The sequence below is a fragment of the Burkholderia sp. RF4-BP95 genome (assembly GCF_001521985.1).
In the GTDB taxonomy this organism is placed as follows: Bacteria; Pseudomonadota; Gammaproteobacteria; order Burkholderiales; family Burkholderiaceae; genus Burkholderia; species Burkholderia diffusa.
Genome location: NZ_LOSX01000090.1, coordinates 73,291 through 98,208 on the forward strand (window position 1 = coordinate 73,291; position 24,918 = coordinate 98,208).

The 24,918-nt window shown below is 69.9% G+C and carries 23 protein-coding genes; 17 read left to right on the forward strand and 6 right to left on the reverse strand.

Annotated features, from left to right (window positions below; translation table 11 throughout):
• Nucleotides 1-309: 309 nt before the first annotated feature.
• The 3 genes from WS46_RS29865 (at nucleotide 310) to WS46_RS29875 (ending at nucleotide 3,660) form a co-directional block, all read left to right on the forward strand.
• Complete coding sequence (locus WS46_RS29865; RefSeq protein WP_059692843.1) at nucleotides 310-1,845, forward strand: FAD-dependent oxidoreductase; 1,536 nt, start codon at nucleotides 310-312, stop codon at nucleotides 1,843-1,845.
• A gap of 247 nt (nucleotides 1,846-2,092) precedes the next feature.
• The gene (locus tag WS46_RS29870; protein WP_059692847.1) at nucleotides 2,093-3,298 is read left to right on the forward strand and encodes a zinc-dependent alcohol dehydrogenase; all 1,206 of its coding nucleotides are present in this window, start codon (nucleotides 2,093-2,095) and stop codon (nucleotides 3,296-3,298) included.
• 29 nt (nucleotides 3,299-3,327) lie between these two features.
• Nucleotides 3,328-3,660, forward strand: a complete 333-nt coding sequence (locus WS46_RS29875; protein ID WP_059537105.1) for a four-helix bundle copper-binding protein — start codon at nucleotides 3,328-3,330, stop codon at nucleotides 3,658-3,660.
• A gap of 4 nt (nucleotides 3,661-3,664) precedes the next feature.
• Here WS46_RS29875 and WS46_RS29880 read toward each other — a convergent pair whose 3' ends face one another.
• Complete coding sequence (locus tag WS46_RS29880) at nucleotides 3,665-5,254, reverse strand: ATP-binding protein (protein WP_059692849.1); 1,590 nt, start codon at nucleotides 5,252-5,254, stop codon at nucleotides 3,665-3,667.
• A gap of 306 nt (nucleotides 5,255-5,560) precedes the next feature.
• On the opposite strand from WS46_RS29880, the gene WS46_RS29885 reads away from it, so the two are divergent.
• The 11 genes from WS46_RS29885 (at nucleotide 5,561) to WS46_RS29935 (ending at nucleotide 15,449) form a co-directional block, all read left to right on the forward strand.
• Nucleotides 5,561-5,926 carry a hypothetical protein gene (locus WS46_RS29885; protein WP_059692850.1) on the forward strand — a complete coding sequence of 122 codons (366 nt, stop codon included), beginning with the start codon at nucleotides 5,561-5,563 and terminating at the stop codon, nucleotides 5,924-5,926.
• A gap of 282 nt (nucleotides 5,927-6,208) precedes the next feature.
• Complete coding sequence (locus WS46_RS29890) at nucleotides 6,209-7,054, forward strand: BON domain-containing protein (RefSeq protein ID WP_059692852.1); 846 nt, start codon at nucleotides 6,209-6,211, stop codon at nucleotides 7,052-7,054.
• 57 nt (nucleotides 7,055-7,111) lie between these two features.
• Nucleotides 7,112-7,312: a hypothetical protein gene (locus WS46_RS36185; protein ID WP_059692855.1), complete on the forward strand. Its 201-nt coding sequence runs from the start codon at nucleotides 7,112-7,114 to the stop codon at nucleotides 7,310-7,312.
• Between the two features lie 118 nt (nucleotides 7,313-7,430).
• Nucleotides 7,431-7,958: a hypothetical protein gene (locus WS46_RS29900; protein ID WP_059692858.1), complete on the forward strand. Its 528-nt coding sequence runs from the start codon at nucleotides 7,431-7,433 to the stop codon at nucleotides 7,956-7,958.
• Between the two features lie 177 nt (nucleotides 7,959-8,135).
• A complete protein-coding gene (locus tag WS46_RS29905) occupies nucleotides 8,136-8,888 on the forward strand; it encodes an SDR family oxidoreductase (protein ID WP_156441481.1) in 753 nt (250 codons plus the stop codon).
• Nucleotides 8,879-9,490, forward strand: coding sequence for an HAD-IIIA family hydrolase (locus WS46_RS29910; protein WP_059692860.1), 612 nt, complete (start codon nucleotides 8,879-8,881; stop codon nucleotides 9,488-9,490). The genes WS46_RS29905 and WS46_RS29910 overlap by 10 nt, the downstream gene beginning before the upstream one ends.
• Nucleotides 9,487-10,689, forward strand: a complete 1,203-nt coding sequence (locus WS46_RS29915; protein WP_059693177.1) for a glycosyltransferase family 9 protein — start codon at nucleotides 9,487-9,489, stop codon at nucleotides 10,687-10,689. The genes WS46_RS29910 and WS46_RS29915 overlap by 4 nt, the downstream gene beginning before the upstream one ends.
• A 3-nt stretch (nucleotides 10,690-10,692) precedes the next feature.
• Nucleotides 10,693-12,438 (forward strand): carbamoyltransferase C-terminal domain-containing protein, encoded by a 1,746-nt coding sequence (locus WS46_RS29920; protein WP_059692863.1) that lies wholly within the window; start codon nucleotides 10,693-10,695, stop codon nucleotides 12,436-12,438.
• A complete protein-coding gene (locus WS46_RS29925) occupies nucleotides 12,435-13,436 on the forward strand; it encodes a glycosyltransferase family 2 protein (protein WP_059537079.1) in 1,002 nt (333 codons plus the stop codon). Before WS46_RS29920 ends, WS46_RS29925 begins: the two co-directional genes overlap by 4 nt.
• Complete coding sequence (locus WS46_RS29930; protein WP_059692865.1) at nucleotides 13,433-14,509, forward strand: glycosyltransferase family 9 protein; 1,077 nt, start codon at nucleotides 13,433-13,435, stop codon at nucleotides 14,507-14,509. The genes WS46_RS29925 and WS46_RS29930 overlap by 4 nt, the downstream gene beginning before the upstream one ends.
• Entirely contained in the window at nucleotides 14,499-15,449 is a 951-nt protein-coding gene (locus WS46_RS29935; protein ID WP_059692868.1) for a glycosyltransferase, read from the forward strand. The genes WS46_RS29930 and WS46_RS29935 overlap by 11 nt, the downstream gene beginning before the upstream one ends.
• Nucleotides 15,450-15,475: 26 nt before the next feature.
• Here WS46_RS29935 and WS46_RS29940 read toward each other — a convergent pair whose 3' ends face one another.
• Nucleotides 15,476-16,549, reverse strand: a complete 1,074-nt coding sequence (locus tag WS46_RS29940; RefSeq protein ID WP_059692871.1) for a sigma-54-dependent Fis family transcriptional regulator — start codon at nucleotides 16,547-16,549, stop codon at nucleotides 15,476-15,478.
• Between WS46_RS29940 and WS46_RS36630 the strand changes: the two genes are divergently transcribed.
• Nucleotides 16,548-16,670, forward strand: coding sequence for a hypothetical protein (locus WS46_RS36630; RefSeq protein ID WP_257130079.1), 123 nt, complete (start codon nucleotides 16,548-16,550; stop codon nucleotides 16,668-16,670). The two genes, WS46_RS29940 and WS46_RS36630, sit on opposite strands and share 2 nt — an antisense overlap.
• A 228-nt stretch (nucleotides 16,671-16,898) precedes the next feature.
• Entirely contained in the window at nucleotides 16,899-18,266 is a 1,368-nt protein-coding gene (locus tag WS46_RS29945) for a sigma-54 dependent transcriptional regulator (protein WP_059693179.1), read from the forward strand.
• A gap of 17 nt (nucleotides 18,267-18,283) precedes the next feature.
• On the opposite strand, the gene WS46_RS29950 is transcribed toward WS46_RS29945, so the two are convergent.
• Nucleotides 18,284-19,207 (reverse strand): glycosyltransferase family 2 protein, encoded by a 924-nt coding sequence (locus WS46_RS29950; protein WP_059692874.1) that lies wholly within the window; start codon nucleotides 19,205-19,207, stop codon nucleotides 18,284-18,286.
• Nucleotides 19,186-19,893, reverse strand: coding sequence for a PIG-L family deacetylase (locus tag WS46_RS29955; protein WP_059692876.1), 708 nt, complete (start codon nucleotides 19,891-19,893; stop codon nucleotides 19,186-19,188). The genes WS46_RS29950 and WS46_RS29955 overlap by 22 nt, the downstream gene beginning before the upstream one ends.
• A gap of 103 nt (nucleotides 19,894-19,996) precedes the next feature.
• On the opposite strand from WS46_RS29955, the gene WS46_RS29960 reads away from it, so the two are divergent.
• Nucleotides 19,997-22,303, forward strand: a complete 2,307-nt coding sequence (locus WS46_RS29960) for an ATP-binding protein (protein WP_059692879.1) — start codon at nucleotides 19,997-19,999, stop codon at nucleotides 22,301-22,303.
• Nucleotides 22,304-22,344: 41 nt separating this feature from the next.
• On the opposite strand, the gene WS46_RS29965 is transcribed toward WS46_RS29960, so the two are convergent.
• Nucleotides 22,345-23,388, reverse strand: a complete 1,044-nt coding sequence (locus tag WS46_RS29965; protein WP_059537429.1) for a UDP-glucuronic acid decarboxylase family protein — start codon at nucleotides 23,386-23,388, stop codon at nucleotides 22,345-22,347.
• Entirely contained in the window at nucleotides 23,388-24,704 is a 1,317-nt protein-coding gene (locus tag WS46_RS29970; RefSeq protein WP_059692882.1) for a glycosyltransferase family 1 protein, read from the reverse strand. Before WS46_RS29970 ends, WS46_RS29965 begins: the two co-directional genes overlap by 1 nt.
• Between the last annotated feature and the right edge of the window lie 214 nt (nucleotides 24,705-24,918).

Genomic DNA, 24,918 nt, shown 5'->3' on the forward strand with positions numbered 1-24,918 from the left:
ACGAAGGATTCCACATCGATAGCAGTGTCATCGTTGAAATGGCCGCAGCCGGCAAGCTCGCCGTGTCCGGCCCGCCCGGGATGCTCGCCAGGCCGCACGCCGTACACGGCATGCGGATTGCTTCGCCCGCTTGACACCCGCGCACGCGTATCCAGCGTGTTGCGCCGCAACGTCGATGACGTTCCGCGCCGGTTGCGGATCGCGTACGAGCGGTGGTTCGCGTTTGCGTGCGCCGCGGGGTCGTCCGCCCCTGCTCTTTTCAGGAAGGACGCCGATAATGGGATCGTTACCTCAGCCGGGAGCCGCGCCATGTCCGGAAGCGACGCATCGTCTTCACGCCCCGATCTTGCGCAGGGCATTTCGCTCGATGACATCGCCGACGGCGCGATGATCGAGGGCCAGGTCGGCGACGACGCGGTGCTGCTGGTGCGCCGCGCCGACGCCCTGTTTGCCGTGGGCGCGCAATGCCCTCACTACGGCGCACCGCTGGCCGATGGGCTGCTGGTCGGCGACACGATTCGCTGCCCGTGGCATCACGCGGCGTTCTGCCTGCGCACCGGCGAACGGCTGCGTGCGCCGGCGCTCGACGGCCTGACATGCTGGCGCGTCGAACGTCGAGACGGCCGCGCGGTCGTGCTCGGCGCGCAGCCTGCCGCGTCGCCGCCCGTGTCGAATGCGCCCGGATTGCCCGAATCGGTGGTGATTGTCGGCGGTGGGGCGGCCGCGATCTCGGCGGCCGTGACGCTGCGGCAGGAAGGCTATCCGTACGCGATCACGCTGCTGAGCGCGGACAGCGAGCCGCCGTACGATCGACCGAACCTCTCGAAGGACTATCTGGCCGGCACGGCCGAAGCCGACTGGTTGCCGCTGCGCGGCGCGTCGTTCTATACCGACCAGCGCATCGACGTGCGCTGCGGCACGCGCGTCGCGCGGATCGACCCCGCGCAACACGCGGTCGAACTCGCGGACGGCAGCCGCGTCGGCTACGGCGCGCTGCTGCTCGCCACCGGTGCCGAGCCGAACCGTCTGAGCGTACCGGGCGCCGATCTTCCGCACGTGTGCGTGCTGCGTTCGCGTGCCGATTGCGATGCGCTGATCGGCAAGCTGAAGGCCGCGCGGCGCTGCGTCGTGGTCGGCGCGAGCTTCATCGGCCTCGAAGCGGCCGCCGCGCTGCGCACGCGCGGGCTCGACGTAGACGTGGTCGCGCCCGATGCGCGGCCGATGGCGCGCGTGCTCGGCGACGCGCTCGGCGATACGATCCGCGCGCTGCACGAGTCGCACGGCGTGGCGTTCCATCTCGGCGCGACGCCCGCGCAGATCGCGTCGGATCGCGTCACGCTGTCGAACGGCGACGTGCTGCCGGCGGATGTCGTGCTGGTCGGCATCGGCGTGCATCCGAACGTCACGCTTGCGCAGGACGCGGGGCTGGCCGTCGATCGCGGCGTGACGGTCGACCGTTTCCTGCAGACGAGCGCGCCGGACATCTACGCGGCCGGCGACATCGCGCGCTGGCCCGATCCGCTGACGGGCGAACGCATTCGCGTCGAGCACTGGGTCGTCGCGGAGCGACAGGGGATCGTCGCGGCGCGCAACATGCTCGGCCGGCAGCAGCCGTTCGACGCCGTGCCGTTCTTCTGGAGCCAGCACTACGACCTGACGGTGCGCTATGTCGGACACGCGGAGCAATGGGATCGCGTCGAGATCGACGGCGACCTGCGCGCGCACGACGGTTCGGTGACGTACTGGCACGGCAACGCACGGCTCGCGGTCGCGACGATCGGCCGCGATCTCGATTGCCTGCGCGCGGAAGCGGCGCTCGAGCAGCAGGGCGCGACGCACGCGTGAGCGGGCTGGCGACCGTGCGTTGACGGATGCACGCTACGGTCAACGCGTTGCGTATGCAACGGTCGTTGCAGCGTCGCGACAAGCGCGGAGGCCGGCGTACCGCGACTCCCGTTGCGCCATCGACGCGTTCGCGACGACGAACCAAAACGCGAACCGCCCGGTGTTCCCCTCGCCGACGGGCGCGCGCCTTGCTCGAACAGCGCGACGGTATCCACACCGTTTCCGCTTTCGACAAGGAGGGCCTGACATGAAAGCAGTCGTATTTCACGGCATCGGCGATATTCGCATCGATACGGTACCCGACCCGGAAGTCGCCGACGTGACCGATGCGGTCGTGCGCCTCACGGCCAGCGCGATCTGCGGCACCGACCTGCACATGGTGCGCGGCACGCTCGGCGGGATGAAGCCGGGCACGATCCTCGGCCATGAGGGCGTCGGCATCGTCGAGACGGTCGGGCGCGACGTCCGCAACCTGAAGCGTGGCGATCGCGTGCTGATTCCATCGACGATCGCGTGCGGCAGCTGCGTGTACTGCCGCGCGGGCTACACCGCGCAATGCGACGTCGCGAACCCGGGCGGGCCGCGCGCGGGCACCGCGTTCTACGGCGGACCGGCCGACACGGGGCCGTTCGACGGGCTGCAGGCCGAATACGCGCGCACGCCGCTCGCGAACGCGAGCCTGATCCGGCTGCCCGACGCGATCGACGACGACCGCGCGATCCTGATGTCCGACATTTTCCCGACCGGCTACTTCGGCGCGCAGCTCGCGGAGGTCAAGCCGGGCGACACGGTGGCCGTATTCGGCGCCGGGCCGGTCGGTCAGTTCGCGATCGCGAGCGCGAAGCTGATGGGCGCCGGGCGCGTGATCGCGATCGACCGCATCGCGTCGCGGCTCGAGATGGCATGCGCGCAAGGCGCCGAGACCATCGACTTCTCCGAGGAGGACCCGGTCGACACGGTGCTGCGGCTCACCGGCGGGATCGGTGTCGATCGTGCGATCGACGCGGTCGGCGTCGACGCGATGCGCGCGACGCACGGCCTGGCCACCGCCGATCGCGACGCGGCGCGCGCGTTCGATGCGGAAGTCGACGCCGTCGCACCGCGCCGCAAGCCGGACGGCCGCTACTGGATACCCGGCGACGGGCCGTCGCAGGTGCTGCAATGGGCGGTGCGCGTGGTCGCGAAGGCCGGCACGGTCGCGATCATCGGCGTGTATCCGCCGCAGGCGCGCGTGTTCCCGGTCGGCGAGGCGATGAACCGGAACCTGACGATCAAGATGGGCAACTGCAATCACCGGACCATCACGCCGCGGCTGATCGAGCTCGTGCGCAGCGGGGCGTTCGACCCGGCGTCCGTGCTGACACGCTGCGAGCCGCTGACGAACGCGATCGACGCGTATCGCGCGTTCGACGTGCGCGAGCCTGGCTGGATGAAGGTGAAGCTGACGCCATGACGATGCGAACCGGAAGGAGGAGGGCAGTGATGAACGAGATCGACGATCGCTACGACAACTGCATGGCCGCATGCGACGCGTGCGCGCATGCGTGCGACGCATGTATCGCGGGATGCCTGGCGGAACCCGAGGCGCACACCCTGACCGCCTGCATCGCGCTCGACATCGAGTGCGCGCAGCTGTGCCGCCTTGCATCGGGCGCGATGGCGCGCGCCAGCGTGCTCGCGCCCCAGGTGTGTGCGCTTTGCGCGCTTGCATGCGATCTGTGTGCGGCCGAATGCCTGCAGCACGCGCACGACCATTGCCGGCGCTGCGCGCTGGCATGCGATACCTGCGCCGCGATGTGCCGCGCGATGGCCTGAACGGTCAGCGCGTGTCGTGAACCTGGCGGGCGACGCGCTGCAGCAGCGCGTCGAGCACCGCCATCTCGACGGGCTTGACGAGGTGATCGTCGAAGCCCGCGCTCGCGGTGCGTGCGAGGTCGGCCGGGCTCGCATGGCCGGACAACGCGACGCAGGTCGTGTCGGCCAGCACGTCGATCGCGCGCAGTTCGTGCAGCAGCGTGAAGCCGTCGACGTCGGGCATCGAGAGATCGACGAGCATCAGGTGCGGAACGACCTCGCTCGCGAGCGCCAGCGCGTCGCTCGCGTTGTACGCGACGTGCGGCGCGTGACCCTTGACCTGCAGCAGCACGGCGAGCGTGTCGGCGGAGTCGCGGTTGTCGTCGACGATGACGATGCGCAGCGGCGCACCGGCCGGCTGTTCGGCTGCGCGCGGTGCGGGCGCGTCGCCGGGCGCCGCGCGCGTCGCGTGCTCGATCGGCAGCCGCACCGTGAACGTCGCGCCATGGCCGGGGCCGCTGCTTTCAGCGGCGATCATCCCGCCGTGCAGCTCGACGAACGACCGGCAGATCGCGAGGCCGAGCCCGAAGCCGTCCGACGGGCGCCGGCCCGACGCGCCTTCCTGTTCGAACAGGTCGAAGATCGATTCGAGCGCGCCCGGCGCGATGCCGACACCGTGATCGGTTACGCGGATCGCGACGGTCGGCCCTTCGGCGCGCGCGCAGACGTCGATGCGCCCGCCCTGCGGCGAGAATTTCGACGCGTTGTCGAGCAGGTTGTGCAGCACCTGGACGAGCCGCGCCACATCGCCGCGCACCACCAGCGGATCGGCCGGCAGGTCGACGCGAATGTGCTGCTCGCGCACGGCCAGCTTCGGCTGGATGCTTTCCACGCCGCGGCAGACGAGGTCGCGCACGGTCACCGGCGCGTCGTCGAGTTCGACCTTGCCGGCGGTGATGCGCCCGACGTCGAGCAGATCGTCGACCAGCCGCGTCAACTGTCCGACCTGGCGGTGCACGGCGTCGCGGCATTGCGCGAGCGCGGGCGCCGGATCGGGCAGGCTCTGCAGCACGCCGACAGAATGGCGCAGCGGCGCGAGATGGTTGCGCAATTCGTGCGCGAGCATCGCGATGAACACGCTGAGCCGGTGCGTCGACACTTCGAGCTCGGCGAGCCGCTTGCGCTCGGTCATGTCGCGCGTGATCTTGATGAAGCCGGCCAGCTGGCCCGCATGGTCGCGCACGGCCGTGATCGTCACGCTGGCCCAGAACAGCGAACCGTCCTTGCGCACGCGCCAGCCTTCGTCCTCGAAGCGACCGTGCGCGACGGCTTCCCGGAGCGCGAATGCGGGCCGCCCGGCGGCGATCGCGTCGGGCGGATAGAAGCGCGAGAAATGGTGGCCGACGATGTCGGCCGTGCGATAGCCCTTGATGCGCTCGGCGCCCGCGTTCCACGTCGCGACGTTGCCATGCGTGTCGAGCATGAACACCGCGTAGTCGGTGATCGCACCGACGACGGTCTCGAAGCGAAACTCGGCGAAGCGGTGCAGCAGATCGCGCGCGTCGTTGTGTCCGAGCGGCGGGGGCGGATCGGAAATGGTGTCGTTTGTCTTCATCGTCACGGCAAGTCGGATGCGGGCGGAAGAACGCCGCCCCGCCGCAGCCGGCCCGGCCGGCGGCGGCCATTCAAATCGGATTGACACGCCCGAAAGCATAAGGGAGGTCAATTCACCTGATCAATGGGGGCGCATGGCCTGTGCCGCGCGGCGCGCGCGGTGCGAAATCCTGCCGGCGGACGGCCGGGCGGCGGCGGTGCGGCATGGCGATTGCATCGCCGTCCGGTCCGCACGCCGCGACGGGACGGGCGCGAGAGCCCCGGCCGGGAGCGGTGCGACGCTTTGCGGCTACACGAGGGCATCGACATGAACAGCACACTGAACCCCGACAACGAACCGGCCGGCCCGGACGACGACAACGCGCGGCGCGGGCGCGACGGCCGCGCCCTGGGGCCGAGCGACTCGTCCGACAGCGGCAGCGACACGGCGGGCGCGCGGCGCCATCCGTTCGACGTCGATTCGCCGCTCGACGAACACGCGCTGGAGCGCGGCGACGCGGCCCTCGATAGCGATACGGACCGCGCGGGCACCGGCGAGCGCGCGTCCGCGGATGGCGACGCGGGGCTCGAGGAAGGCGCCGACATCGAGCCGGATCGCACGGAACGGCTGAGCGAGCCCGGCGGCGTCGACGATCCGGACGCGCCTGAGGAACCCGGCACGGGCGACGTATAGGGTCGTTGCACGGCGACCGGCCGCGCAAAATCTGCAATCCCGTTGCAGATAGGGAGGCCCGGCAAGGGACATTCGGCGACGAGTGACCGGTCAGCGTCGCCCGTCCGTGGGCATCGGGCGCGAGATACGGCGATCACGGCGTGGACCGGACTATTGACGTCGGCGCGCCGCCTCTGCGCGACCGCCGGCCACGCGGCACGTGACTTGCAACCGGTTGACCGACGCGCGCCGCGACGCGACATGGGGCCGCGCGCGGCACAGCCGCGAACAAGGAGGGACACGATGCAACGACGATATCCCGGACGGCAAGCCGAACGGAGCGGCCCGCCCGACTGGCAGGAGCGCAGCGCACGCGCGTACCGGGACACCGGCGAGCGCGATCTGCGCGGCGACGAATCCCGACGGCAGGATGCCGACTACGAATCCGCGTACCGGCGCTTCGCGAGCGAGGACGTCGGCCCGGAAGACTGGGGCAGCGAATGGAGCGAGCGCTCGGCACGCTCGTCGGCCGAACAGCGCGGTGCAAGCGGTGACTGGCGCGACGCCCCGGACGGCGCGCGCGATCCGGCATGGGAAGCCGAACGCGGCTATGGCGACCGAGGCCGTCGCCCGGAAGACGGCAACGGTCGTCCCCGCCGCTACGGCGGCGACCAGCAGGGGTTCCGTGGCCATCACCGGATGGCCTGGTATGGCGGCGAGCGCGATTACGATTCTCGCGATCCGTCGCGCTTCGGCAGCGATGCGCAACGCGACACCATGCGCCACCGTCGCGGCCCGAAAGGCTATACGCGCTCGGACGAGCGGATTCGCGAGGACGTTTGCGAGCGACTCGCGCATGCGCTCGACATCGACGTGAGCGACGTTTCCGTGCAGGTGCGCGACGGCCGCGTCGAACTCGACGGGACCGTGCCGTCGCGCTGGATGAGGCACGACATCGAGGACATCGCCGATAGCTGCATGTGCGTGCGCGACGTCGAAAATCGTGTGCGCGTGCAACGCAACAACGGCGACCACGATACGGGCATGGTGCTGCATCCGTCCCAGCGCACGGTCACGCCGACGCAGCCCGCGGTGCGCGAGCCGGAACCGGGCAGCGGTGCCGGCCGCGATCGCGACACGCGCCGTTAAAGCGCCGTTGACCGCCGATACGAGGATGATTCAACCGCGGACACAGGCATCGCGCGCATGACGACCGGCACTGACGACCGGCCACGTGACGATCGCGACGCACGCGGCCTTCGCGTGCGCTTCGCGCCGAACGCGCCGAACGAAGTGGGCGACATGGCTTTCGTGCAGGGCACGCAGCACACGGCCGCATCGTTTACGGTGCGCACGTTCGGCCATCTGCACAGGCTCGGGCGCGCGCTTTCATTCGCGGCACGATGACGATCGATGATCTCGTGCTGATCAACGCGTACATCATTCGGATCAACCTGCCGCTGAACGCGCTCGGCTTCGTGTTCCGCGACGCTCCGTGCGCTCGCGTTTTCCTCTGGAGATATCCATGCCGAACCTTCCGAACCCGGCGACATCCGAAGCCCTGACCGAGCGTCGCGCCGGTAGCGCGTTCGCCAGTCGCCAGGCCGCGGTCGCGGCCGTCGAACTGCTGTTGCCGACGTTGTCGGCCGCGCTGGAGAGCGACTTCGTCGGCGACAGCGGTTGCCTGCACATCGTCATCATGGATCCGGCGCTCGGGCCGCGCGACGCGGCGTTCGAGGACGCGATCCTCTATGAGTTCTCGCTGCCCGACCCGAAGGACTGGGACGCCGACTATCGCGCCTATGCGCGCGCGAAGGCGCGACTGTCGTGGGAAACCGGCCGCGACGGCCACGTCGTGCAGGCGCTGGAGCCGTACCGGCTGCGCGCGGGCGACACGAACCTGTGGGGCGGCGTCGCGCAGCACGGGATCGTGGTCGGCGTGTCGGGCGCGCAGCCGTGGTTCGACGAGGCGTTCGCGGGCTGCATCGCGCACTGCCTGCGCGCGCTCGCGAAGCACCGCGCGCAGGCGACGCCGGACGGGCTCGCGATCTGAGCGCCGCAGGCCGCGCCGGTTTTTACAGCAGCTTATAAAAAAGCCCGTCGGCGGGCGCGGCGGCCCGATGCGGCGCGGGCGTGCGCAGTCTGGCACGGTTCTCGCTGTACCTCCTGCACCGGCGCTTGTCGCGGCAAGCGTCACGGCCACGATTCTTCGAACACTCGCAGGAGGTGCATGTTGAACGCGACTCACGATCCAGCCCGAACGCCGCTCGCCGGCCGCACCGCGCTCGTGACGGGCGGCGGCCGCGGCCTGGGCGAAGCCATCTGCGAGGAACTCGCGCAACATGGCGCGCACGTGATCGTCGCCGATCTCGACGGCGATCGCGCGGCGGCCGTCGCGCAGCGCCTCGAGCGGCATGGCGGCCAGGCGGTCGGAAGGCCGCTCGACGTGCGTGACGAGGCGTCGGTGCTGCAGGTCGTGCACGACGCGCGCGAGGCGCTCGGCGATCTCGACGTGATCGTCAACAACGCGGCGATCGACGTGACCGCGCCGATCGACGACGTCAGCGTCGCCGCCTGGCAACAGGTGCTGTTGACCAACCTGTTCGGCCCGTACCTGATGTGCCACGCGGTCGTGCCGATGATGAAGGCGCGCGGCGCGGGGCACATCGTCAACATCGCGTCCACCGCATCGAAACGCGCATGGCCGAATGCGTCCGCGTATCACGCGACGAAGTGGGGGCTGCTCGGGCTGTCGCATGCGCTGCATGCGGAGTTGCGGCCGGCCGGCGTGAGCGTGTCCGCGATCGTCGCGGGCGGGATGCGCACGCCGTTCCTGCTCGACCGCTTCCCCGACATCGACGAGGACACGCTCCAGCCGCCGGAGCACGTCGCGGCCGCCGTGCGTTTCGTGCTGACGCAGCCGCCGGGCACCGTCGTGCCGGAACTGATGGTGTTGCCGATGAAGGAGACGTCATGGCCCTGAGGCGTGAGCGACGGCTGCCCGGCGCGGTGCTGCTCGACAAGGACGGCACGTTGCTGGAGAACGTCCCGTACAACGTCGACCCCGCGCGGATGCGGCTCGCGCCGGGCGCCGCGCGCGCGTTGCGCACGCTCGGCGCGACGGGCATGCCGATCGCGGTCGTGTCGAACCAGCCGGGCGTCGCGCTCGGCTACTTTGACGAATCGAAGCTTGGCGCGGTCCGTCAGCGTCTCGCCGAATTGTTCGAAGCGAACGGCGCGACGCTGGCGGATTTTTTTTATTGCCCGCATCACCCGGCCGGCAGCGTGCCGCGCTACACGTGCGACTGCGTCTGCCGCAAGCCGCGCCCCGCGATGGTGCGCCGCGCGATCGCCACGTTCGGCGCGGTCGCGGAATGGAGCTGGATGATCGGCGACATTCTCGACGACGTCGAGGCCGGCCGCGCCGCGCGCTGCAACACGATACTCGTCGACTGCGGCAACGAGACCGAATGGCGGCTCGATGCCGCGCGCACGCCGCACCATGTGGTCGACCGTCTCGATCTCGCCGCCGACATCGTCGTATGCGAGGCCGTGCGCCGTCACGGCTCGTGGGTGCGGCGATGAGCGCCGCCTGGGAGCGCGCCCGACGCATCCTGTGCGTGCGGCTCGACAGCCTCGGCGACGTGCTGATGACGACGCCCGCACTGCGCGCGCTGAAGGAGAGCGGGCACGGCCGCCGGCTCACGCTGCTGACGTCGCGTACCGGCGCCGCGCTGACGAAACATCTGCCGATGGTCGACGACGTGTGGACGTATGACGCGCCATGGGTCAAGCATCCGGACGCGCACGGCGATCCGGTGACCGATCTCGACATGATCGACCGGCTGCTGGCCGGCCGCTTCGACGCGGCGGTGATCTTCACCGTGTACAGCCAGAGCCCGCTGCCCGCCGCGATGATGTGCTGGCTCGCCGGCATCCCGCTGAGGCTCGCGCATTGCCGCGAGAATCCGTACGAACTACTGACCGATCGCGTGCCCGAAACCGAGCCGGATTCCCATGTGCGCCACGAGGTCGCGCGCCAGCTTGCGCTGGTGCGCGCCGTCGGCGCGAAAACCTCCGACTGGCGGATGGCGTTCGAGCCGGGCGATGCGGCGCGACGCGCGTTGCACCAGCGGTTGCGCGCCGCGTTGCAGCGGATCGGCGGTCCGCGCCGGCCGGGCCCGTCGCGCGCGCGCTGGCTGGTCGTGCATCCGGGCGCGAGCGCGGCGTCGCGCCGCTGGCCCGCCGAGCGCTTCGGCGCCGCGGCCGCGCGGCTTGCGCCGCTGTTCGACGGCATCGCGGTGACAGGCAGCGCCGACGAGCGTGAGCTCGTCGATGCCGTGTGCGAACGCGCGGGACCGCGCGCCGTGGCGCTCGCGGGCACGCTGCCGCTCGGCGAACTCGGCGCGCTGATCGAGACGGCGGACCTGCTGCTGTCGAACAACAGCGGCCCGGTGCACCTCGCGGCCGCGCTCGGCACGCCGGTCGTCGACCTGTACGCGCTGACCAATCCGCAGCACACGCCATGGCGCGTGCCGCACCGCGCGTTGAACGTCGACGTGCCGTGCCGCAACTGCTACCGCAGCGTATGCGACCAGCCCGGCCATCCGTGCCTGCTCGGCGTGAGCGTCGACGACGTCGTTGAGGCGACCCACGCGCTGTTGCGCGGCAGCGCGCGCCATGCGCAACGCGCGGCCGCGCTGGCCGCCGTGCGCGGTGCCGAGCCGGCTGCGGCGAACGCGTCGAACGTGATTCCGTTCGCGCATGTCACCACGAGGAACTGACGCATGCCCGCTCCGACCTATACGCTCGGCATCAACGCCGCCTTTCACGACAGCGCCGCCTGCCTCGTGCGCGACGGCATGGTGATCGCGGCGGCCGAGGAAGAACGCTTCACGCACGTGAAGCACGCGAAGCGGCCGGTGCCGTTCTCGACGTGGGAGCTGCCGTATCACGCGATCGATTACTGTCTCGCGGAAGCGGACATCGCGCTCGCGGATGTCGACCACGTCGCGTATTCGTACGATCCGTGGCTCGAGCTCGATCGTCACGGCACCGAGACGGCGCTCACGCTGCCGCTTGCGCCGTCCGCGCATGCGCCGCGCGCCGACGGCGTGTCGCCGTGGCATCCGTTGTTCCTGTCGTCGATCGTGAACGCGCCGCGTCAGCTCGCCGGCGGCGCGCCACACCACCTGCAGCGACGGTTTCGCGGCGTCGCGCACGACGGGCCGTTCCGCTGGCACTTCATCGAGCATCATCTCGCGCACGAGGCCAGCGCGTTTCTCGCGGCGCCGTACGAGCATTGCGCGGTGATGACGATGGACGGGCGCGGCGAACGCGCGACGACGAGTTACGGCGCGTTCGACGGCCAGTCGTACCGGCGGCTCGGTCAGGTCAATCTGCCGCATTCGCTCGGCCTGCTGTACGAGCGCGTGACGCGCTACCTCGGCTTCCTGCATTCGTCCGACGAGTACAAGGTGATGGCGCTCGCGTCGTACGGCAAGCCGGTGTTCGCCGACGAGATGCGCAAGCTGGTGAGCTACCGCGGCGACGGACGCTACGAGATCGTCGATGCCGATCTCGTCGCGCTGTTCGGCGCATCGCGTGCACGCGGCGGACCGATCGAGCCGCATCATTGCGACATCGCGCACGCGCTGCAACTGGTGCTCGAGGAGACGACGCTGCAGGCGGTCGACTGGCTCGCCGCCGAGACCGGCGAACGGCAGCTCGCGATGGCGGGCGGCGTCGCGCTGAATTGCGTGATGAACGCGAAGATTCGCGATCACGGCCCGTTCGACGACGTGTGGGTGCAACCGGCCGCCGGCGACGCGGGCACCGCGCTCGGCGCCGCACTGTGGACCGACTTCCGGATGCGCGGGATGCGCGGCGAGTGGCGGATGGATCACGCGTATCTCGGGCCGTCGTACAGCGACGACGCGATCGAGGCCTTTCTGACGGACGCGCAACTGCCGTATCGGCGGCTCGCGGACGTCGCCGCCCAGACCGCCGCGCTGCTCGCGGCGAACCGTGTGATCGGCTGGTTCCAGGGCCGCATGGAATTCGGCCCGCGCGCGCTCGGCGCCCGCTCGATTCTCGCGTCGCCGATCGATCCGAACATGCAGCGCAAGCTGAACCGGATCAAGGATCGCGAGGACTTCCGGCCGGTCGCGCCGGTCGTGCTCGAAAGCAAGGCGCATCAGTGGTTCAACGGCGGCCGGCGCATGCCGCTGCGTGCGCCGTTCATGCTGTTCGTGTACGACGTTGCGCCGGGGGCGGAAGCGACGATTCCGGCGGTGCGCCACATCGACGGCACCGCGCGCGTGCAGACCGTCGATGAAGACCAGCATCCGCTGCTGCATGCGCTGTTGACCGAGTTCGACGCGCTGACCGGCGTGCCGGTGCTCGTCAACACGTCGTTCAACACGCGCGGCGAGCCGATCGTCTGTTCGCCGCGCGACGCGATCGAGTGCTTCTGGACTTCACCGCTCGACGCGCTCGTGATCGGCTCGTTCCTGCTGGAGAAGCCGAGATGAACATGCGCGACGTGCAACTGCCGCCGGTCGTGTCGGTCGTCGTGCCGACGTATCGGCGGCCCGACCTGCTCGAGCGCTGCCTTGAAGCGCTGTGCGTGCAGGTGTTCGATCCGACCACCTACGAGATCGTCGTCGTCGACGACGACCCGGCCGGCAGCGCATGGGAGACCGTCGACGCATGTCGCGCACGCGTGAACGACGTGCCGGTGATCCGGTACATGACCGCGCCCGATACGCAGGGGCCGGCGGGCGCGCGCAATATCGGCTGGCGCAGCGCGCGCGGCGCACTGATCGCGTTCACCGACGACGACACGATTCCCGATCCGACCTGGCTGCGTCATGGCGCGGCCGCGCTGCTGGCCGAACCGGCGGCGGTGGCCGCGGCGGGGCGGATCGACGTGCCGCTGCGCGCGCGTCCGACCGACTACGAGCGCGACGCGGCCGGCCTCGCGCATGCGGAATTCGCGACGGCGAACTGTTTCGTGCGGCGCACGGCGCTCGAGTGCGTCGGCGGGTTCGACGAGCGCTTCACGCGTGCATGGCGCGAAGACGCCGACCTGATGTTCGCGCTGCGCGAGCACGCGGGACCGATCGTCGGCGTCGACGCCGCGCGGATCGTGCATCCGGTGCGCCCCGCACGCTGGGGCGCGAGCATCGGCCAGCAATCGAAGGTGTATTTCGACGCGCTGCTGTACAAGAAGCATCGCGCGACCTACCGGCGTCATATCCGTGCGATGCCGCCTTGGAATTACTACGCGGCCGTGCTGTTCGTGCTCGGCGCGATCGGCTGCTTCGCGGCCGGATGGCGCGCGCCGGGCATTGCGTGCGCGGTGGCCTGGGCCGTGATCACGGCCGCGTTCTGCGTAAAGCGGCTGCGCGGCACGCGGCTCACGCCGTCGCATGTTGCCGAGATGATCGTCACGTCGATCGCGATTCCGCCCGTGTCGTTGTATTGGCGCGTGCGCGGCGCACTTCACTTCCGGGTGTTTTTCCTATGATGCTCGAATCCGCTTCATCGTCCGGCCCGGCACGCATCGCGGTATTCCGTGCGCTGCAGCTCGGAGACATGCTGTGCGCGGTGCCGGCGCTGCGCGCGCTGCGGCGCGGCGAGCCGCACGCGCGCATCACGCTGATCGGCTTGCCGTGGGCGCGCGAGTTCGCGTCGCGCTTCTCCGATTACGTCGACAACTTCATCGCGTTTCCCGGTGCGCCGGGCCTGGGCGAGCAGCCGGACGCCGATCCGGCCGCGCGCGAGGCGTTCGTCGCGGAATGCCGTGCGCGCGACTTCGATCTGGCGATCCAGTTGCACGGCAGCGGCGCGCAGACCAACGCGATCGTCGCGTCGCTCGGCGCGACGCGCACCGCCGGCTTCGTGCCGCCCGACGGCGGCACGACCGCGCTCGACTGCTCGGTCGTCTGGCGCGACGGCGAACCCGAGGTCACGCGCTACCTGGCGCTGACGCGCAAGCTCGGTTATCCGGACTGGGGCGATTACCTGGAATTTCCGCTCGGCGGCCTCGACTACGCGCTATGGCATGTGCTGTGCGACGAACATGCGCTCGATGCGAGCCGCTACGTGATCGTTCATCCGGGCGCGCGGATGGCGTCGCGGCGCTGGCCCGTCGAGCGCTTCGCGAGCGTGGCACGGCAGCTCGCGGACGACGGCTGGCAGATCGTGCTGACCGGCACGCGCGCGGAACTTGCGCTGGCCGGTGCGTTCGTCGAACATCTCGCGCGGCCGTGCGTGAACCTGTGCGGGCGCACGCCGCTCGGCGCGCTGGCCGCGCTGATCGGCCGCGCGCGTCTCGTGCTGTGCAACGACACGGGCGTGTCGCATGTCGCGGCGGCGTTCGGCACGCCGAGCATCGTCGTCGCCTGCGGCAGCGATACGGGACGCTGGGCGCCGCTCGACGCGGAACGCCATCGCGTGCTCGCGAACTATCCGGCCTGCCGGCCGTGCATGTTCGACACGTGCCCGTACGGGCACGAGTGCGCGACGGCGATCGGCGTCGACGACGTGATGGAACGAGCGGGCGAACTGCTCGCGGAGGAGAGACGTCATGTCACGTAAGCGGTTGCGCGTGCTCACCTGGCACGTGCATGGCAACTATCTGTATTACCTGTCGCAGGCGCCGCACGATTTCTACATCGTGACGAAGCCGCAGCATCCGCCCGGTTACGCGGGGCGGGTCGGGCACCTGCCGTGGGGCGACAACGTGTATGAGGTGCCCGTCGAGTGCGTGCGCGACACCGAGTTCGACTGCGTGCTGTACCAGCATCACAATCACTACGCGCACGACCGGTTGTGGCTCCTGAGCGACGCGCAGCGTGCGTTGCCGGCGCTGTTCGTCGAACACGATCCGCCGCGCGAGCATCCGACCGACACGCTGCACCCGGTGCAGGACCCGAACGTATTGCTGGTGCACGTGACGCCGTTCAACGCACTGATGTGGGACAGCGGCGTCACGCCGACGCGCGTGATCGAACATGGCGTGCTGATTCCGGACGGCGTCGAGTATCGGGGCACGCTGCCGAAGGGCGTGACGGTCGTGAACAACATCGCGCGGCGCGGGCGGCGTCTCGGCGCGGACCTGTTCGAGTCCGTGCGTCACAGCGTGCCGCTCGATCTGGTCGGCATGGGCTCGACCGCGCTCGGCGGCATCGGCGAGGTGCCGAATCCGGCGCTGCCGCAGTTCCTGTCGCACTACCGGTTCTTCTTCAATCCGATCCGCTACACGAGCCTCGGGCTCGCGGTGATCGAGGCGATGATGATCGGGCTGCCGATCGTTGCGCTCGCAACGACGGAGATGGCGCAGCTCGTCAAGAGCGGCAGCAACGGCGTCGCCGATACGCGGCCGGCGGTATTGATCGACGCGATGCGCATGCTGATCCGCGATCCGGATCTCGCGCGCGAGTGGGGCGCGGCCGCGAAGCGCGATGCGTGCGAGCGGTTCGGGATCGAGCGGTTCGTGCGTGAGTGGGATAGCGCGTTGTGCGACGTCGCGTCGTGAGCGGTTCAGCCGCCGGGGCGGTGCGCTTACGGGTTCGTTGCATTCGGTGGCGTGCCCGCGCTCGCGGTGCCGCCGGCGCCACTTGTACCACTTGCACCACTTGCGCTGCTCGTGCCCGACGCCGGCGCTGCCGCGCCGTTCGCCGCGTTGCGCTCGTGTTCGGACAATAGCGCGAGGCGGTTGTACAGCGTCTTCAGGCTGATGCCGAGGGCCTTCGCGGTGCGCGGCTTGTCGCCGTTGAAATGACGCAGCGACGCGACGATGAAGCGCTGCTGCGTATGCGCGAGCGTCGTGCCGATATGCAGCGTCATCGCGTTGTGCCGGACTTCGTCGCGCGGCAGTTGCCGGCGCGGCAACTGCAGTTCGATCTGTTCGTCCGCGAGGATGAACGCGCGCTCCAGCGCGTTGCGCAGCTCGCGCACGTTGCCGGGCCACGTGTACGCGCGCAGCGCCTTCATCGCCTGCATCGACAGCCGCTTGCGCGTGCGGTGCCGGGCGTTCAGCCGGTCGACGATCTGCAGCGCGATGTCGCCGACGTCGTCCTCGCGCTGCCGCAGCGCGGGCACGTGCAGCGCGATCGTCGCGATCCGGTAGAAGAGATCCTCGCGCAGCCGGCCGCTGCGCACGGCCTCCACGGGGTCGTGATGGGTGGCCGCGACGATCCGCACGTCAAGCGGAATCGCTTCGTGACCGCCGACGCGCATGATCGTGTTCGACTCGAGCGTGCGCAGCAATTTCACCTGCAATTCCGCCGGCATTTCCGCGATTTCGTCGAGAAACAGCGTCCCGCCGCGCGCGGCTTCGAACATGCCCACATGTTGTGCAACGGCGCCGGTGAAGCTGCCTTTTTCATGTCCGAACAAATGGGATTCCGCGATGTCCTTCGGGATCGCGCCGCAATTGACGGGGACGAACGGCCCGCGCCGGCGCGGGCTCATGTCGTGGATGAGCCGCGCGACGATGTCCTTGCCGGCGCCGCTTTCGCCGACCACCAGCACGCTGACGCGCGTAGCGGCGACGCGCGATACCTTCAGCAGCAGATTCTGGATCGTTTGCGAGCGGCCGAACAATCGCGTGCCGTCATCGTCGGATTTCGACATGAGTGATATCGCGTTGGGAAGTATTGACCGAAATCGTCGAGGGCTGGATGAAAAAATGACCGTCACGCGTCGTTTTTTTCATGTGGAGATCATACCTTTTATGCTGGAATTGCCGGATTGAATCTGGCAATGCCACCGTGGTCGAGGGATAGATTTATTCGATGAGCGGCGAACGCGCGACGTGCTTCTTCTATACTGCTAAGCACTCGTTTGTCATTGCAGGACAGCTAGTCTGCTCATTCGTGTGCAATGCGGACGTGGCGCCAGAGGGCGGCGTCGTACCCCGCATCGCATGACCGCCGCGGTTTCGGCGATCTTGGCGCCCGAGCCGCACCACCAAGGAGCTTCGATGCCTTATGTCCTGATCGTCGAAGACGATGCCGATACGCGCACGATGCTCGCGACGCTCGCACAGGCGCAGCAACTCGCCTGCGACACGGCCGCGACGCTCGAAGAAGCGCGCACGCTCGTTTCAACGCATACCCCCGATCTCGTGCTGTGCGATCTCGTGCTGCCGGACGGCAACGGGATGGATCTGTTCGACGCATTGCCCAAGCACGCGCATTGCGAAATGGTGCTGACCACCGGTCACGCAAGCCTCGAAACCGCGATCGACGCATTGCGGCGCGGTGCGACCGACTATCTGGTGAAACCGCTCAACATGCAGCGGCTGAACAGCATCTTCGCGCGCGTGCCGCGCACCACCGCCCTGCACGAGGAAATCGCCGAACTGCGCTCCGAGCTGAAGCGTCTCGGCCGCTTCGGCCGGATGCTCGGCAGCTCGCCCGCGATGCAGGCCGTCTACGATGCGATCGGCCGCGTCGCGCGAACCGAAGCGTCGGTGCTGCTCACCGGCGAGTCGGGCACGGGCAAGGAGCTCGCCGCGCAGACGGTTCACGATTTGAGCTTGCGCCGACGCGGCCCGTTCCTCGCGGTGAACTGCGGCGCGATCGCGGCGAACCTCGTCGAGAGCGAGATGTTCGGCCACGACCGCGGCAGCTTTACCGGCGCCGAGCGGCAGCACAAGGGCTTCTTCGAACGCGCGGACGGCGGCACGCTGTTCCTCGACGAAATCACCGAGATGCCGGTCGAATCGCAGGTCAAGCTGCTGCGCGTGCTGGAAACCGGGCGGCTCACGCGGCTCGGCTCGACGCGCGAGATCGACGTCGACGTGCGCATCGTCGCGGCCACCAACCGCGATCCGGAAGGTGCGATGGCGGACGGCAAGCTGCGGCCCGACCTCTATCACCGGATCAACGTGTTTCCGATTCCGCTGCCGTCGCTGAGCGAGCGCGGCGACGACATCCCGATGCTCGCCGATGCGTTCCTGCAGCGCTACAACGAGGAAAGCGGCCGCAACCTGCGCTTCGCGCCCGCCGCGCGCGAAGCGCTGAAGACTTACGCGTGGCCCGGCAACGTGCGCGAGCTGCGCAACTTCGTGCAGCGCGCGAGCATCTTCAGCGACGCGGACGTGATCGACACGCTGCCGCCGCCGATCATGGAAGAACTGTCGAACATGGTCGACTCGAACGAGGAGCGCGTGACGGTGCCGTTCGGCACGCCGCTCGAGGAAGTCGACCGCAAGCTGATTCTCGGCACGATCGCGCAATGCGGCGGCGTGAAGGCGCAGGCGGCGGAGGTGCTCGACGTCAGCCTGAAGACGATCTACAACCGGCTCGCGCAACTGGAAGACGAAGTGGAGAAACCGGATTCCTGATGTCGTGCCCGACAGGCTCATGCGCGCGCGCCCGCACGGCGGCGCGCATCGTCGTCGAGGCGGCGACGCATGCGCTCGACATGCGGCGGCAGCGCGCGCCGCTCGCGCAAGATCCACGGCACGCCCGCGAACGCGGGCGCGATGCCGCGTTCGCGCCACAGGAGCGGCAGCATGCGCAACGTATGCGCGAGCGCCGCGCCGGCCGGCCACCTGAGCCACGCGGTCCATACCGCGTTGCGTGCGGCGACGCTCGCGCGCGCGTGCACGTCGCGTTGCATCGAAGGGTGATGATGAACCGTCAGATGCGGTGCATAGACGAGCCACGCGCCCGCGCGATACAGGTCGAGCGCGAGCAGCGCTTCCTCGCCGCCGAGGAAGTAGCGCGGGTGATATCCGCCCGCGGCGAGGAACGCGTCGCGCCGGAACGCGGTCGCACCGGCCAGCAGCCCGAGGATCGGCCGGCCCGGCAGCGCGACGGGCGCATCGAGCGGGCTGTCGGCCATCAGCCGGCAGGTCGGGTCCTCGCGCTGCTCCGGCCCGACGAGCACGCGCGCGGTGACGGCCGCGACGTGCGGATACGCATCGAGCAGGTTCGCTGCTTCGGCGAGCGAGCCGGGCGCCCACCAGGTGTCGTCGTCGCAGAACGCGACGTGGCGCGTGCGCGCGACGGCCGCGCCGAGGTTGCGGCCGGACGCGCCGAGATTGACCGGCGCATGCACCAGCGTCGCGTGCGGAAAGCGGTTGCGTACGAGCGCCGCGGTTGCGTCGTCCGATCCGTTGTCGACGACGACGATCGCCGGCCGGTCGGGCAGGCTGGAGAGTCGTGCGAGCGTGCGCGCGAGTTCCGTCGGGCGCCGCCAGGTCAGCACGACCGCGGTCACGCGCGCTTCGCGTGGCGGCAGCACGACATGCGCGGGCGTTATGTGGACGAGCCGTCGCATTCGAGCCGCCAGTATGTTTCGGGTTCCTGGAGATCGGCACGCATATGAGGCTCGAACAGCGCAATCTGGCTCGCATACGCGTCCACGGCGGCGGCCTTTGCTGCCGCGCCGTCCATGCGGCTGCCGGTCGGCGCGCCGACCGGATGGCCGGTCCAGCCGCGTTCGCGCCAGCCGATCACGCGCCTGGCCATCAGCCCGTCGATCCGCCGGTATGGCACGTCCTCGTAGAAGCGCCACATGCGCGATGCATCGCCCGTCCGACCGTCGTCGCGCAGCAGCGTCAGCATGGCCTGCTGCACCTGCACGTGATCGCGATGGAACAGGCCGGCCGGCGCGAGCACGCCGAAGCCCGGGTGCGCGTCGATGGCCGCGGCCACGCGCGCGGCGATCGCCGTCGACGCGGCCGGCATGCCGTACTGGTCGTCGAGGAAATCGAGCCACACCGCCTGCGCGTCGAGCGTCTCGAGCGCGCGGCGATCCTCGTCGCGGCGCGCGCGCATGGCTTCGTCCGCCGTGCGGAAACCCGCGCGCCGGTCCCACGGCGGCGCGGCCGTCCCGCGGGCCGGTATCCCCGCGAAGACCGTGACGACGACCGAGCCGGGCGACTGCGCGAGCAACTGCCCGCAACTGAAGACGGCGTCGTCGAGATGCGGCGAGATGGCGAGCCAGCGTGTCGGAATGGTCATGGCGTGAGGGTCTCCCGGGTCGGCGTAAGCGGCCGAGCATGTGACGTGCCCGTCCGTTCACGCGTGGCCCGCCGCCGCCGGTGCGCCGGCAGGAGCGTGTCCGATGATTGATTTTGCACGGCCGCCGGCCGGAAATTACGCCACCGCCGTGATGCTCGTCGCGATCGCGACCGTGCTGCAGGCGCTGGCGATCCGCTTCGGCGGCGTCAACCTGTCGCTCGTCCTGTATTACCCGATGCTGGCTGGCGCCGCGTGGGCGACGTCGTTCCTGTTCGGGATCGCGTCGACCGCGGCGAGCGGGCTGCTGGTCTGGACGCTGTTCCTGTCCGATCCCGGCGCGTATACCGAACCGTTGCCGGCCCGCCTCGTGCGGCTCGGCATCTTCTTGCTAGTCGGCGCGCTGGTGTGCGCGGTCGCGGCGATGCTGCGCCACGCGCGCCTCACGAACGAGCTCGCGCGCCAGCGGGAAGCCGACGCGCGGCGGCAGCTCGATGCCGTGCTGCAGGCGCTGCCGCACGGCGTGATCGCGACCGATGCGAAAGGCCGGGTGACTTACCTGAATGCGGCGGCGGCCGAACTGGCCGGCTGCGACCTGGACGAGGCGGCAGGTCGACCCGTGCGCGACGTGCTGCGCGAGTTCGATCACGACGGCCGGCGCGTGCAGACGACGCCGCTCGACCGTGCGCTCGGCGGCGCGCATGCGTTGTCCGACCGGCACTGGCTGCACGGCGCCGACGACAGCCGGCCGGTGCCGATCGTCGAGGCGGCGTCGCCGATCGCCGATGCGGACGGCAACATCGACGGCGCGGTGCTGCTGTTGCGCGATGGCGGCATGGCGCGCGTGCTCGCCGACAAGTCGCGGCTGCAGCTCGCGGTCGTCGAGGCATCGCCGGACGCGATCGTCGGGATCGACGGCCATGGCCGGATCGTGAGCTGGAACCCGGCCGCGCAGCGGATCTTCGGGTACGCCGAGGACGACGCGTGCGGGCGGCCGCTCGAAGCGCTGATCGCGATGCGCTGGCTGGCGCGCAACCCGCTGGCCGCGACGTTCGACGCGTTGCGCGAACCGGTCGGCCCGCGCGAGCTGCTGTGCGTGCGCCGCGACGGCCGGCGCTTTCGCGCGACGGTATCCGCATGCCCGGTGAAAGGCGACGCGCGCAGCTGCGTCGCGCTGTCGCTGACGCTGCGCGAGACCGGCGCGCAGCGCCGCCGCGACCTGCGCGCGCACCGTTCGCTGCAAGGCGCGCGCGACGCGCGCGATCAGGCCGACACGTCGAACCGTCTGAAGGACGAACTGCTTGCGACCGTATCGCACGAACTGCGCACGCCGCTGAACGTGATCTACGGCTGGGTCGAGGTGCTGCGCAATTCGCGCGACGACGCATTGCAGCAGCAGGCGATCGACGCGATCGACCGCAGCGCGCGTTCGCTCACGCGCATGGTCGGCGACATCCTCGACGCATCGTCGCTCGCGACCGGCAAGCTGCGGATCGAAGCGATGCCGGTGGACGTGGTGCGGCTGTTCGCCGATGCGACGAACGCATTCCAGACGGCCGCGTCGTCGGCCGGCATCGCGCTCGGATTCGACTGCGCCGCGCCGGCATGCGTGGTGTCGGGCGACGCCGAGCGCTTGCGGCAAATGCTGTCGAATCTCGTGTCGAACGCGCTGAAGTTCACGCCGGCGGGCGGTGCGGTGACGGTCACGCTGTCGCGCGACGCCGCGCACGCGACGCTGACCGTCTCCGACGACGGGCAAGGCATCGCGCCGGAGTTCATCCCGTACGTGTTCGACATGTTCCGCCGCGCGGACGATTCGCCCGCGTCGTCGCGGCGCGGGCTCGGGCTCGGCCTGTCGATCGTGCGGCATATCGCCGAGCTGCACGGCGGCACGGTTCGCGTCGAAAGCGCGGGCCGCGATCGCGGCGCCACGTTCACCGTGACGTTGCCGGCCGGCTGGCAGCCGGTGGGGGCAATGGCGTGGGGCGTCGCGCAGCACGACGGGCTGCTCGATCCGCTGATGCTCGACTCGCAGCGCATCCTGATCGTCGACGACGACGCCACCACGCGCGCGAGCCTGACCGCCGCGCTGAGCACGCTCGGCGCGACCGTCGCCATCGCGTCGTCGGGCCGCGACGCGCTTGCGATCGTCGCGGACGTGAAGCCGACCGTCGTGCTGTCCGATCTCGCGATGTCCGACGGCGACGGCTTCTGGCTGCTCGACGCGTTGCGCAGCGGCGCCGCGGACGGCGGCACCTCGCCCGATATGCGCGTGCTCGCCGTGACCGCGCACGCCGGCCTCGCCGACGAGCGCCGCGCGCTCGAAGCGGGCTTCGACGGCTATCTGTGCAAGCCCGTCGACGTTCGCGAGCTGGCGCACAAGATCGCGCGCGTGACGACGCCCGACCGCTGACGTGCGACGGGCACCGGCCGTCGCGCGTCACGCCGTCCCGCTCAGGTCGCCGTCGGCCGGTTCCGTGTGCTGATCTGCGCGAGCATGTGCGATGCGATCTGCGTGCTGCGCACGAGATCGCCCGGCGTGTGATGCACGACCTGCCGATGGATGAAATACCGCGCGGTATGCGCGAGCCCGCTCGCGAGCGGTGTCGTCGCGCGCCAGCCGAGGCGCCGGCGTGCGGCGTCGAGATCGGGCCGCCGCTGGCGCGGATCGTCGGACGGCAGCGGACAGAACTCGATCGCGACCGTCGTGCCGACGATCCTCACGACCTCGCGCGCGATGTCGATCATCGCGATCTCGTCGTCGCTGCCGAGGTTCACGGGCTCGCATGCGTCGCCCGGTTCATCCATCAACCGGACCAGCGCATCGACCATGTCGTCGACATAGCAGAACGAGCGCGTCTGCTTGCCGTCGCCGTAGACGGTCAGCGGCTCGCCGGCCAGCGCCTGTGTGATGAAGTTGGAGACGACGCGCCCGTCGGCCGGATGCATGCGCGGGCCGTATGTGTTGAAGATCCGCGCGATCCGGACGTCGACGCCGTACTGGCGGTGATAGTCCATGAACAGCGTTTCCGCGCAGCGCTTGCCTTCGTCGTAGCACGCGCGCACGCCGATCGGGTTCACGCGGCCGCAGTAGCGCTCGTCCTGCGGATGCACGTCGGGGTCGCCGTACACTTCGCTCGTCGACGCCTGCAGGATGCGCGCCTTCACGCGCTTCGCGAGGCCGAGCAGGTTGATCGCGCCATGCACGCTGGTCTTGGTCGTCTGCACCGGGTCGCGCTGATAGTGCACGGGCGATGCCGGGCATGCGAGGTTGTAGATTTCGTCGACCTCGACGTATAGCGGAAACGTCACGTCGTGCCGCATCAGCTCGAAGTTCGGCGCATCGAGCAGGTGCGCGATGTTGTCCTTCGTCCCGGTGTAGAAATTGTCGACGCACAGCACGTCGTGTCCGGCCGTCACGAGGCGCTCGCAGAGATGCGAACCGAGAAACCCGGCGCCGCCGGTGACGAGCACCCGTTTGCGATCGTAGCCCTTCATCATGCGTTCTCCTTGCGGTTCGCGAGTACGCCCGGCGTGGTCGCGACGGGCGTTCGGCGACTGCTGGCCGCCGTGCCGGCGCGTTGCGGATGCGCGACGTCGCGGTAGATGTCGACGAGGCGGTCGGTCACGCCGCGCCACGTATAGAAGCGGTGCGCGCGCAGATAACCGGCCCGGCCGAGCGCATCGCACAGGTCCGGTCGTGCGCGCAGCTGCACGAGACGCTCGGCGAGCGCGGCCGGATCGCGCGGCGGCACCAGGTAGCCGGTCACGCCGTCGTCCACCGTCGTGCGGATGCCGCCGACGTCGCTGCCGATCACCGGCGCGGCACATGCCATCGCCTCGACCGGCGTGATGCCGAACGGCTCGTACCACGGCGTCGTCACGAAAACGTCCGCCGCGCTGTAGTACAGGTGCAGCGTGTCGCGCTCGCGCCGGCCCACGAAGGTCACGTGCTCCGCGATGCCGGTGTCGCGCGCGAGCGCGGCAAGGCGTGCGAGTTCCGGATCGCGCGCCGGGTCGGGCGTCGCCTGGCTGCCGCCGACGATGTAGAGCCGCGTCGGCCGGTTCGGGTCACGCGGCATTCGCGCGAGCGCGTCGATCACGGTGTCGATTCCCTTGCGCGGCACCAGCCGCCCGAGCTGCAGCACGACGAATGCATCGTGCGGCCAGCCGAGCCGCGCACGCGCGTCGACACGCGGCACGGGCCGGAATTCCCGCGCATCGAATCCGCAGGGCACGATCTCGATGCGCGCGGCATCGGCGCGGTAGTGCGTGGTGAGGTCGAGCGCATCCTGCGGGCACTCGGCGATCAGCCGGTCCGCGCGGCGCGCGAGCGTGTCCTCGATCGTGAAGCGTTCGTCGGGGAAGCCGTCGGCCGCGCCCTGATGGAGCCGGCGCACGCGGCCGAGCGCATGGAACGTCATGACGAGCGGAATCCCGAGACGCTTCTTCACGCGCAGCGCGGCCTCGCCCGACATGAAGAAGTTCGCATGCATCACATCGACCGGGTCGGGCTCGCGCCGCATGCGTGCCGTCATGTAGTCCGCGAACGCGCCCATGTAAGGCAGCAGCCGCTCCTTCGGGATATCGGCGGGCGGCCCGACCGGCACGTGGATCACCCGCATGCGCGGACCGATCCGCACGACTTCCGGCAGGTGCGGATTGTCGCAGCGCGTGTAGACGTCGACGTCGAGGCCGCGCTCCGCCAACTGCTTCGCGACGTTCGCGACGTAGATGTTCTGCCCGCCCGCATCCACGCCGCCGATCACCCCCAGCGGCGACGCATGTTCACTGATCAACGCAATTCTTTGCATGGTGTTGCTCCCGAGGTCGGGGCCGCGCCGGCGAGCCCCGTTGCGTCCCTCTCCGGCAATCGCCATACCCGGCACTTCGCGGGGCGCGTGCCCCGCCCATGTGCCGCAAAAATTACAACGCGTTGGATGAAAGGGCGTCCGATCAGCGTGCCGCGCGTGCACGCGGCGTGTTGCGCGCGGCACGCGATTTGCGCCACCCGGATGTCCGCCGGCC

Excerpts from the sequence above, each read along its gene's own strand:
- WS46_RS29865 (WP_059692843.1), top strand. The coding sequence starts at position 310 with ATGTCCGGAAGCGACGCATCGTCTTCACGCCCCGATCTTGCGCAGGGC.
- WS46_RS29870 (WP_059692847.1), top strand. The coding sequence starts at position 2,093 with ATGAAAGCAGTCGTATTTCACGGCATCGGCGATATTCGCATCGATACG.
- WS46_RS29875 (WP_059537105.1), top strand. The coding sequence starts at position 3,328 with ATGAACGAGATCGACGATCGCTACGACAACTGCATGGCCGCATGCGAC.
- WS46_RS29880 (WP_059692849.1), bottom strand. The coding sequence starts at position 5,254 with ATGAAGACAAACGACACCATTTCCGATCCGCCCCCGCCGCTCGGACAC.
- WS46_RS29885 (WP_059692850.1), top strand. The coding sequence starts at position 5,561 with ATGAACAGCACACTGAACCCCGACAACGAACCGGCCGGCCCGGACGAC.
- WS46_RS29890 (WP_059692852.1), top strand. The coding sequence starts at position 6,209 with ATGCAACGACGATATCCCGGACGGCAAGCCGAACGGAGCGGCCCGCCC.
- WS46_RS36185 (WP_059692855.1), top strand. The coding sequence starts at position 7,112 with ATGACGACCGGCACTGACGACCGGCCACGTGACGATCGCGACGCACGC.
- WS46_RS29900 (WP_059692858.1), top strand. The coding sequence starts at position 7,431 with ATGCCGAACCTTCCGAACCCGGCGACATCCGAAGCCCTGACCGAGCGT.
- WS46_RS29905 (WP_156441481.1), top strand. The coding sequence starts at position 8,136 with ATGTTGAACGCGACTCACGATCCAGCCCGAACGCCGCTCGCCGGCCGC.
- WS46_RS29910 (WP_059692860.1), top strand. The coding sequence starts at position 8,879 with ATGGCCCTGAGGCGTGAGCGACGGCTGCCCGGCGCGGTGCTGCTCGAC.
- WS46_RS29915 (WP_059693177.1), top strand. The coding sequence starts at position 9,487 with ATGAGCGCCGCCTGGGAGCGCGCCCGACGCATCCTGTGCGTGCGGCTC.
- WS46_RS29920 (WP_059692863.1), top strand. The coding sequence starts at position 10,693 with ATGCCCGCTCCGACCTATACGCTCGGCATCAACGCCGCCTTTCACGAC.
- WS46_RS29925 (WP_059537079.1), top strand. The coding sequence starts at position 12,435 with ATGAACATGCGCGACGTGCAACTGCCGCCGGTCGTGTCGGTCGTCGTG.
- WS46_RS29930 (WP_059692865.1), top strand. The coding sequence starts at position 13,433 with ATGATGCTCGAATCCGCTTCATCGTCCGGCCCGGCACGCATCGCGGTA.
- WS46_RS29935 (WP_059692868.1), top strand. The coding sequence starts at position 14,499 with ATGTCACGTAAGCGGTTGCGCGTGCTCACCTGGCACGTGCATGGCAAC.
- WS46_RS36630 (WP_257130079.1), top strand. The coding sequence starts at position 16,548 with ATGAGTGATATCGCGTTGGGAAGTATTGACCGAAATCGTCGAGGGCTG.
- WS46_RS29940 (WP_059692871.1), bottom strand. The coding sequence starts at position 16,549 with ATGTCGAAATCCGACGATGACGGCACGCGATTGTTCGGCCGCTCGCAA.
- WS46_RS29945 (WP_059693179.1), top strand. The coding sequence starts at position 16,899 with ATGCCTTATGTCCTGATCGTCGAAGACGATGCCGATACGCGCACGATG.
- WS46_RS29950 (WP_059692874.1), bottom strand. The coding sequence starts at position 19,207 with ATGCGACGGCTCGTCCACATAACGCCCGCGCATGTCGTGCTGCCGCCA.
- WS46_RS29955 (WP_059692876.1), bottom strand. The coding sequence starts at position 19,893 with ATGACCATTCCGACACGCTGGCTCGCCATCTCGCCGCATCTCGACGAC.
- WS46_RS29960 (WP_059692879.1), top strand. The coding sequence starts at position 19,997 with ATGATTGATTTTGCACGGCCGCCGGCCGGAAATTACGCCACCGCCGTG.
- WS46_RS29965 (WP_059537429.1), bottom strand. The coding sequence starts at position 23,388 with ATGAAGGGCTACGATCGCAAACGGGTGCTCGTCACCGGCGGCGCCGGG.
- WS46_RS29970 (WP_059692882.1), bottom strand. The coding sequence starts at position 24,704 with ATGCAAAGAATTGCGTTGATCAGTGAACATGCGTCGCCGCTGGGGGTG.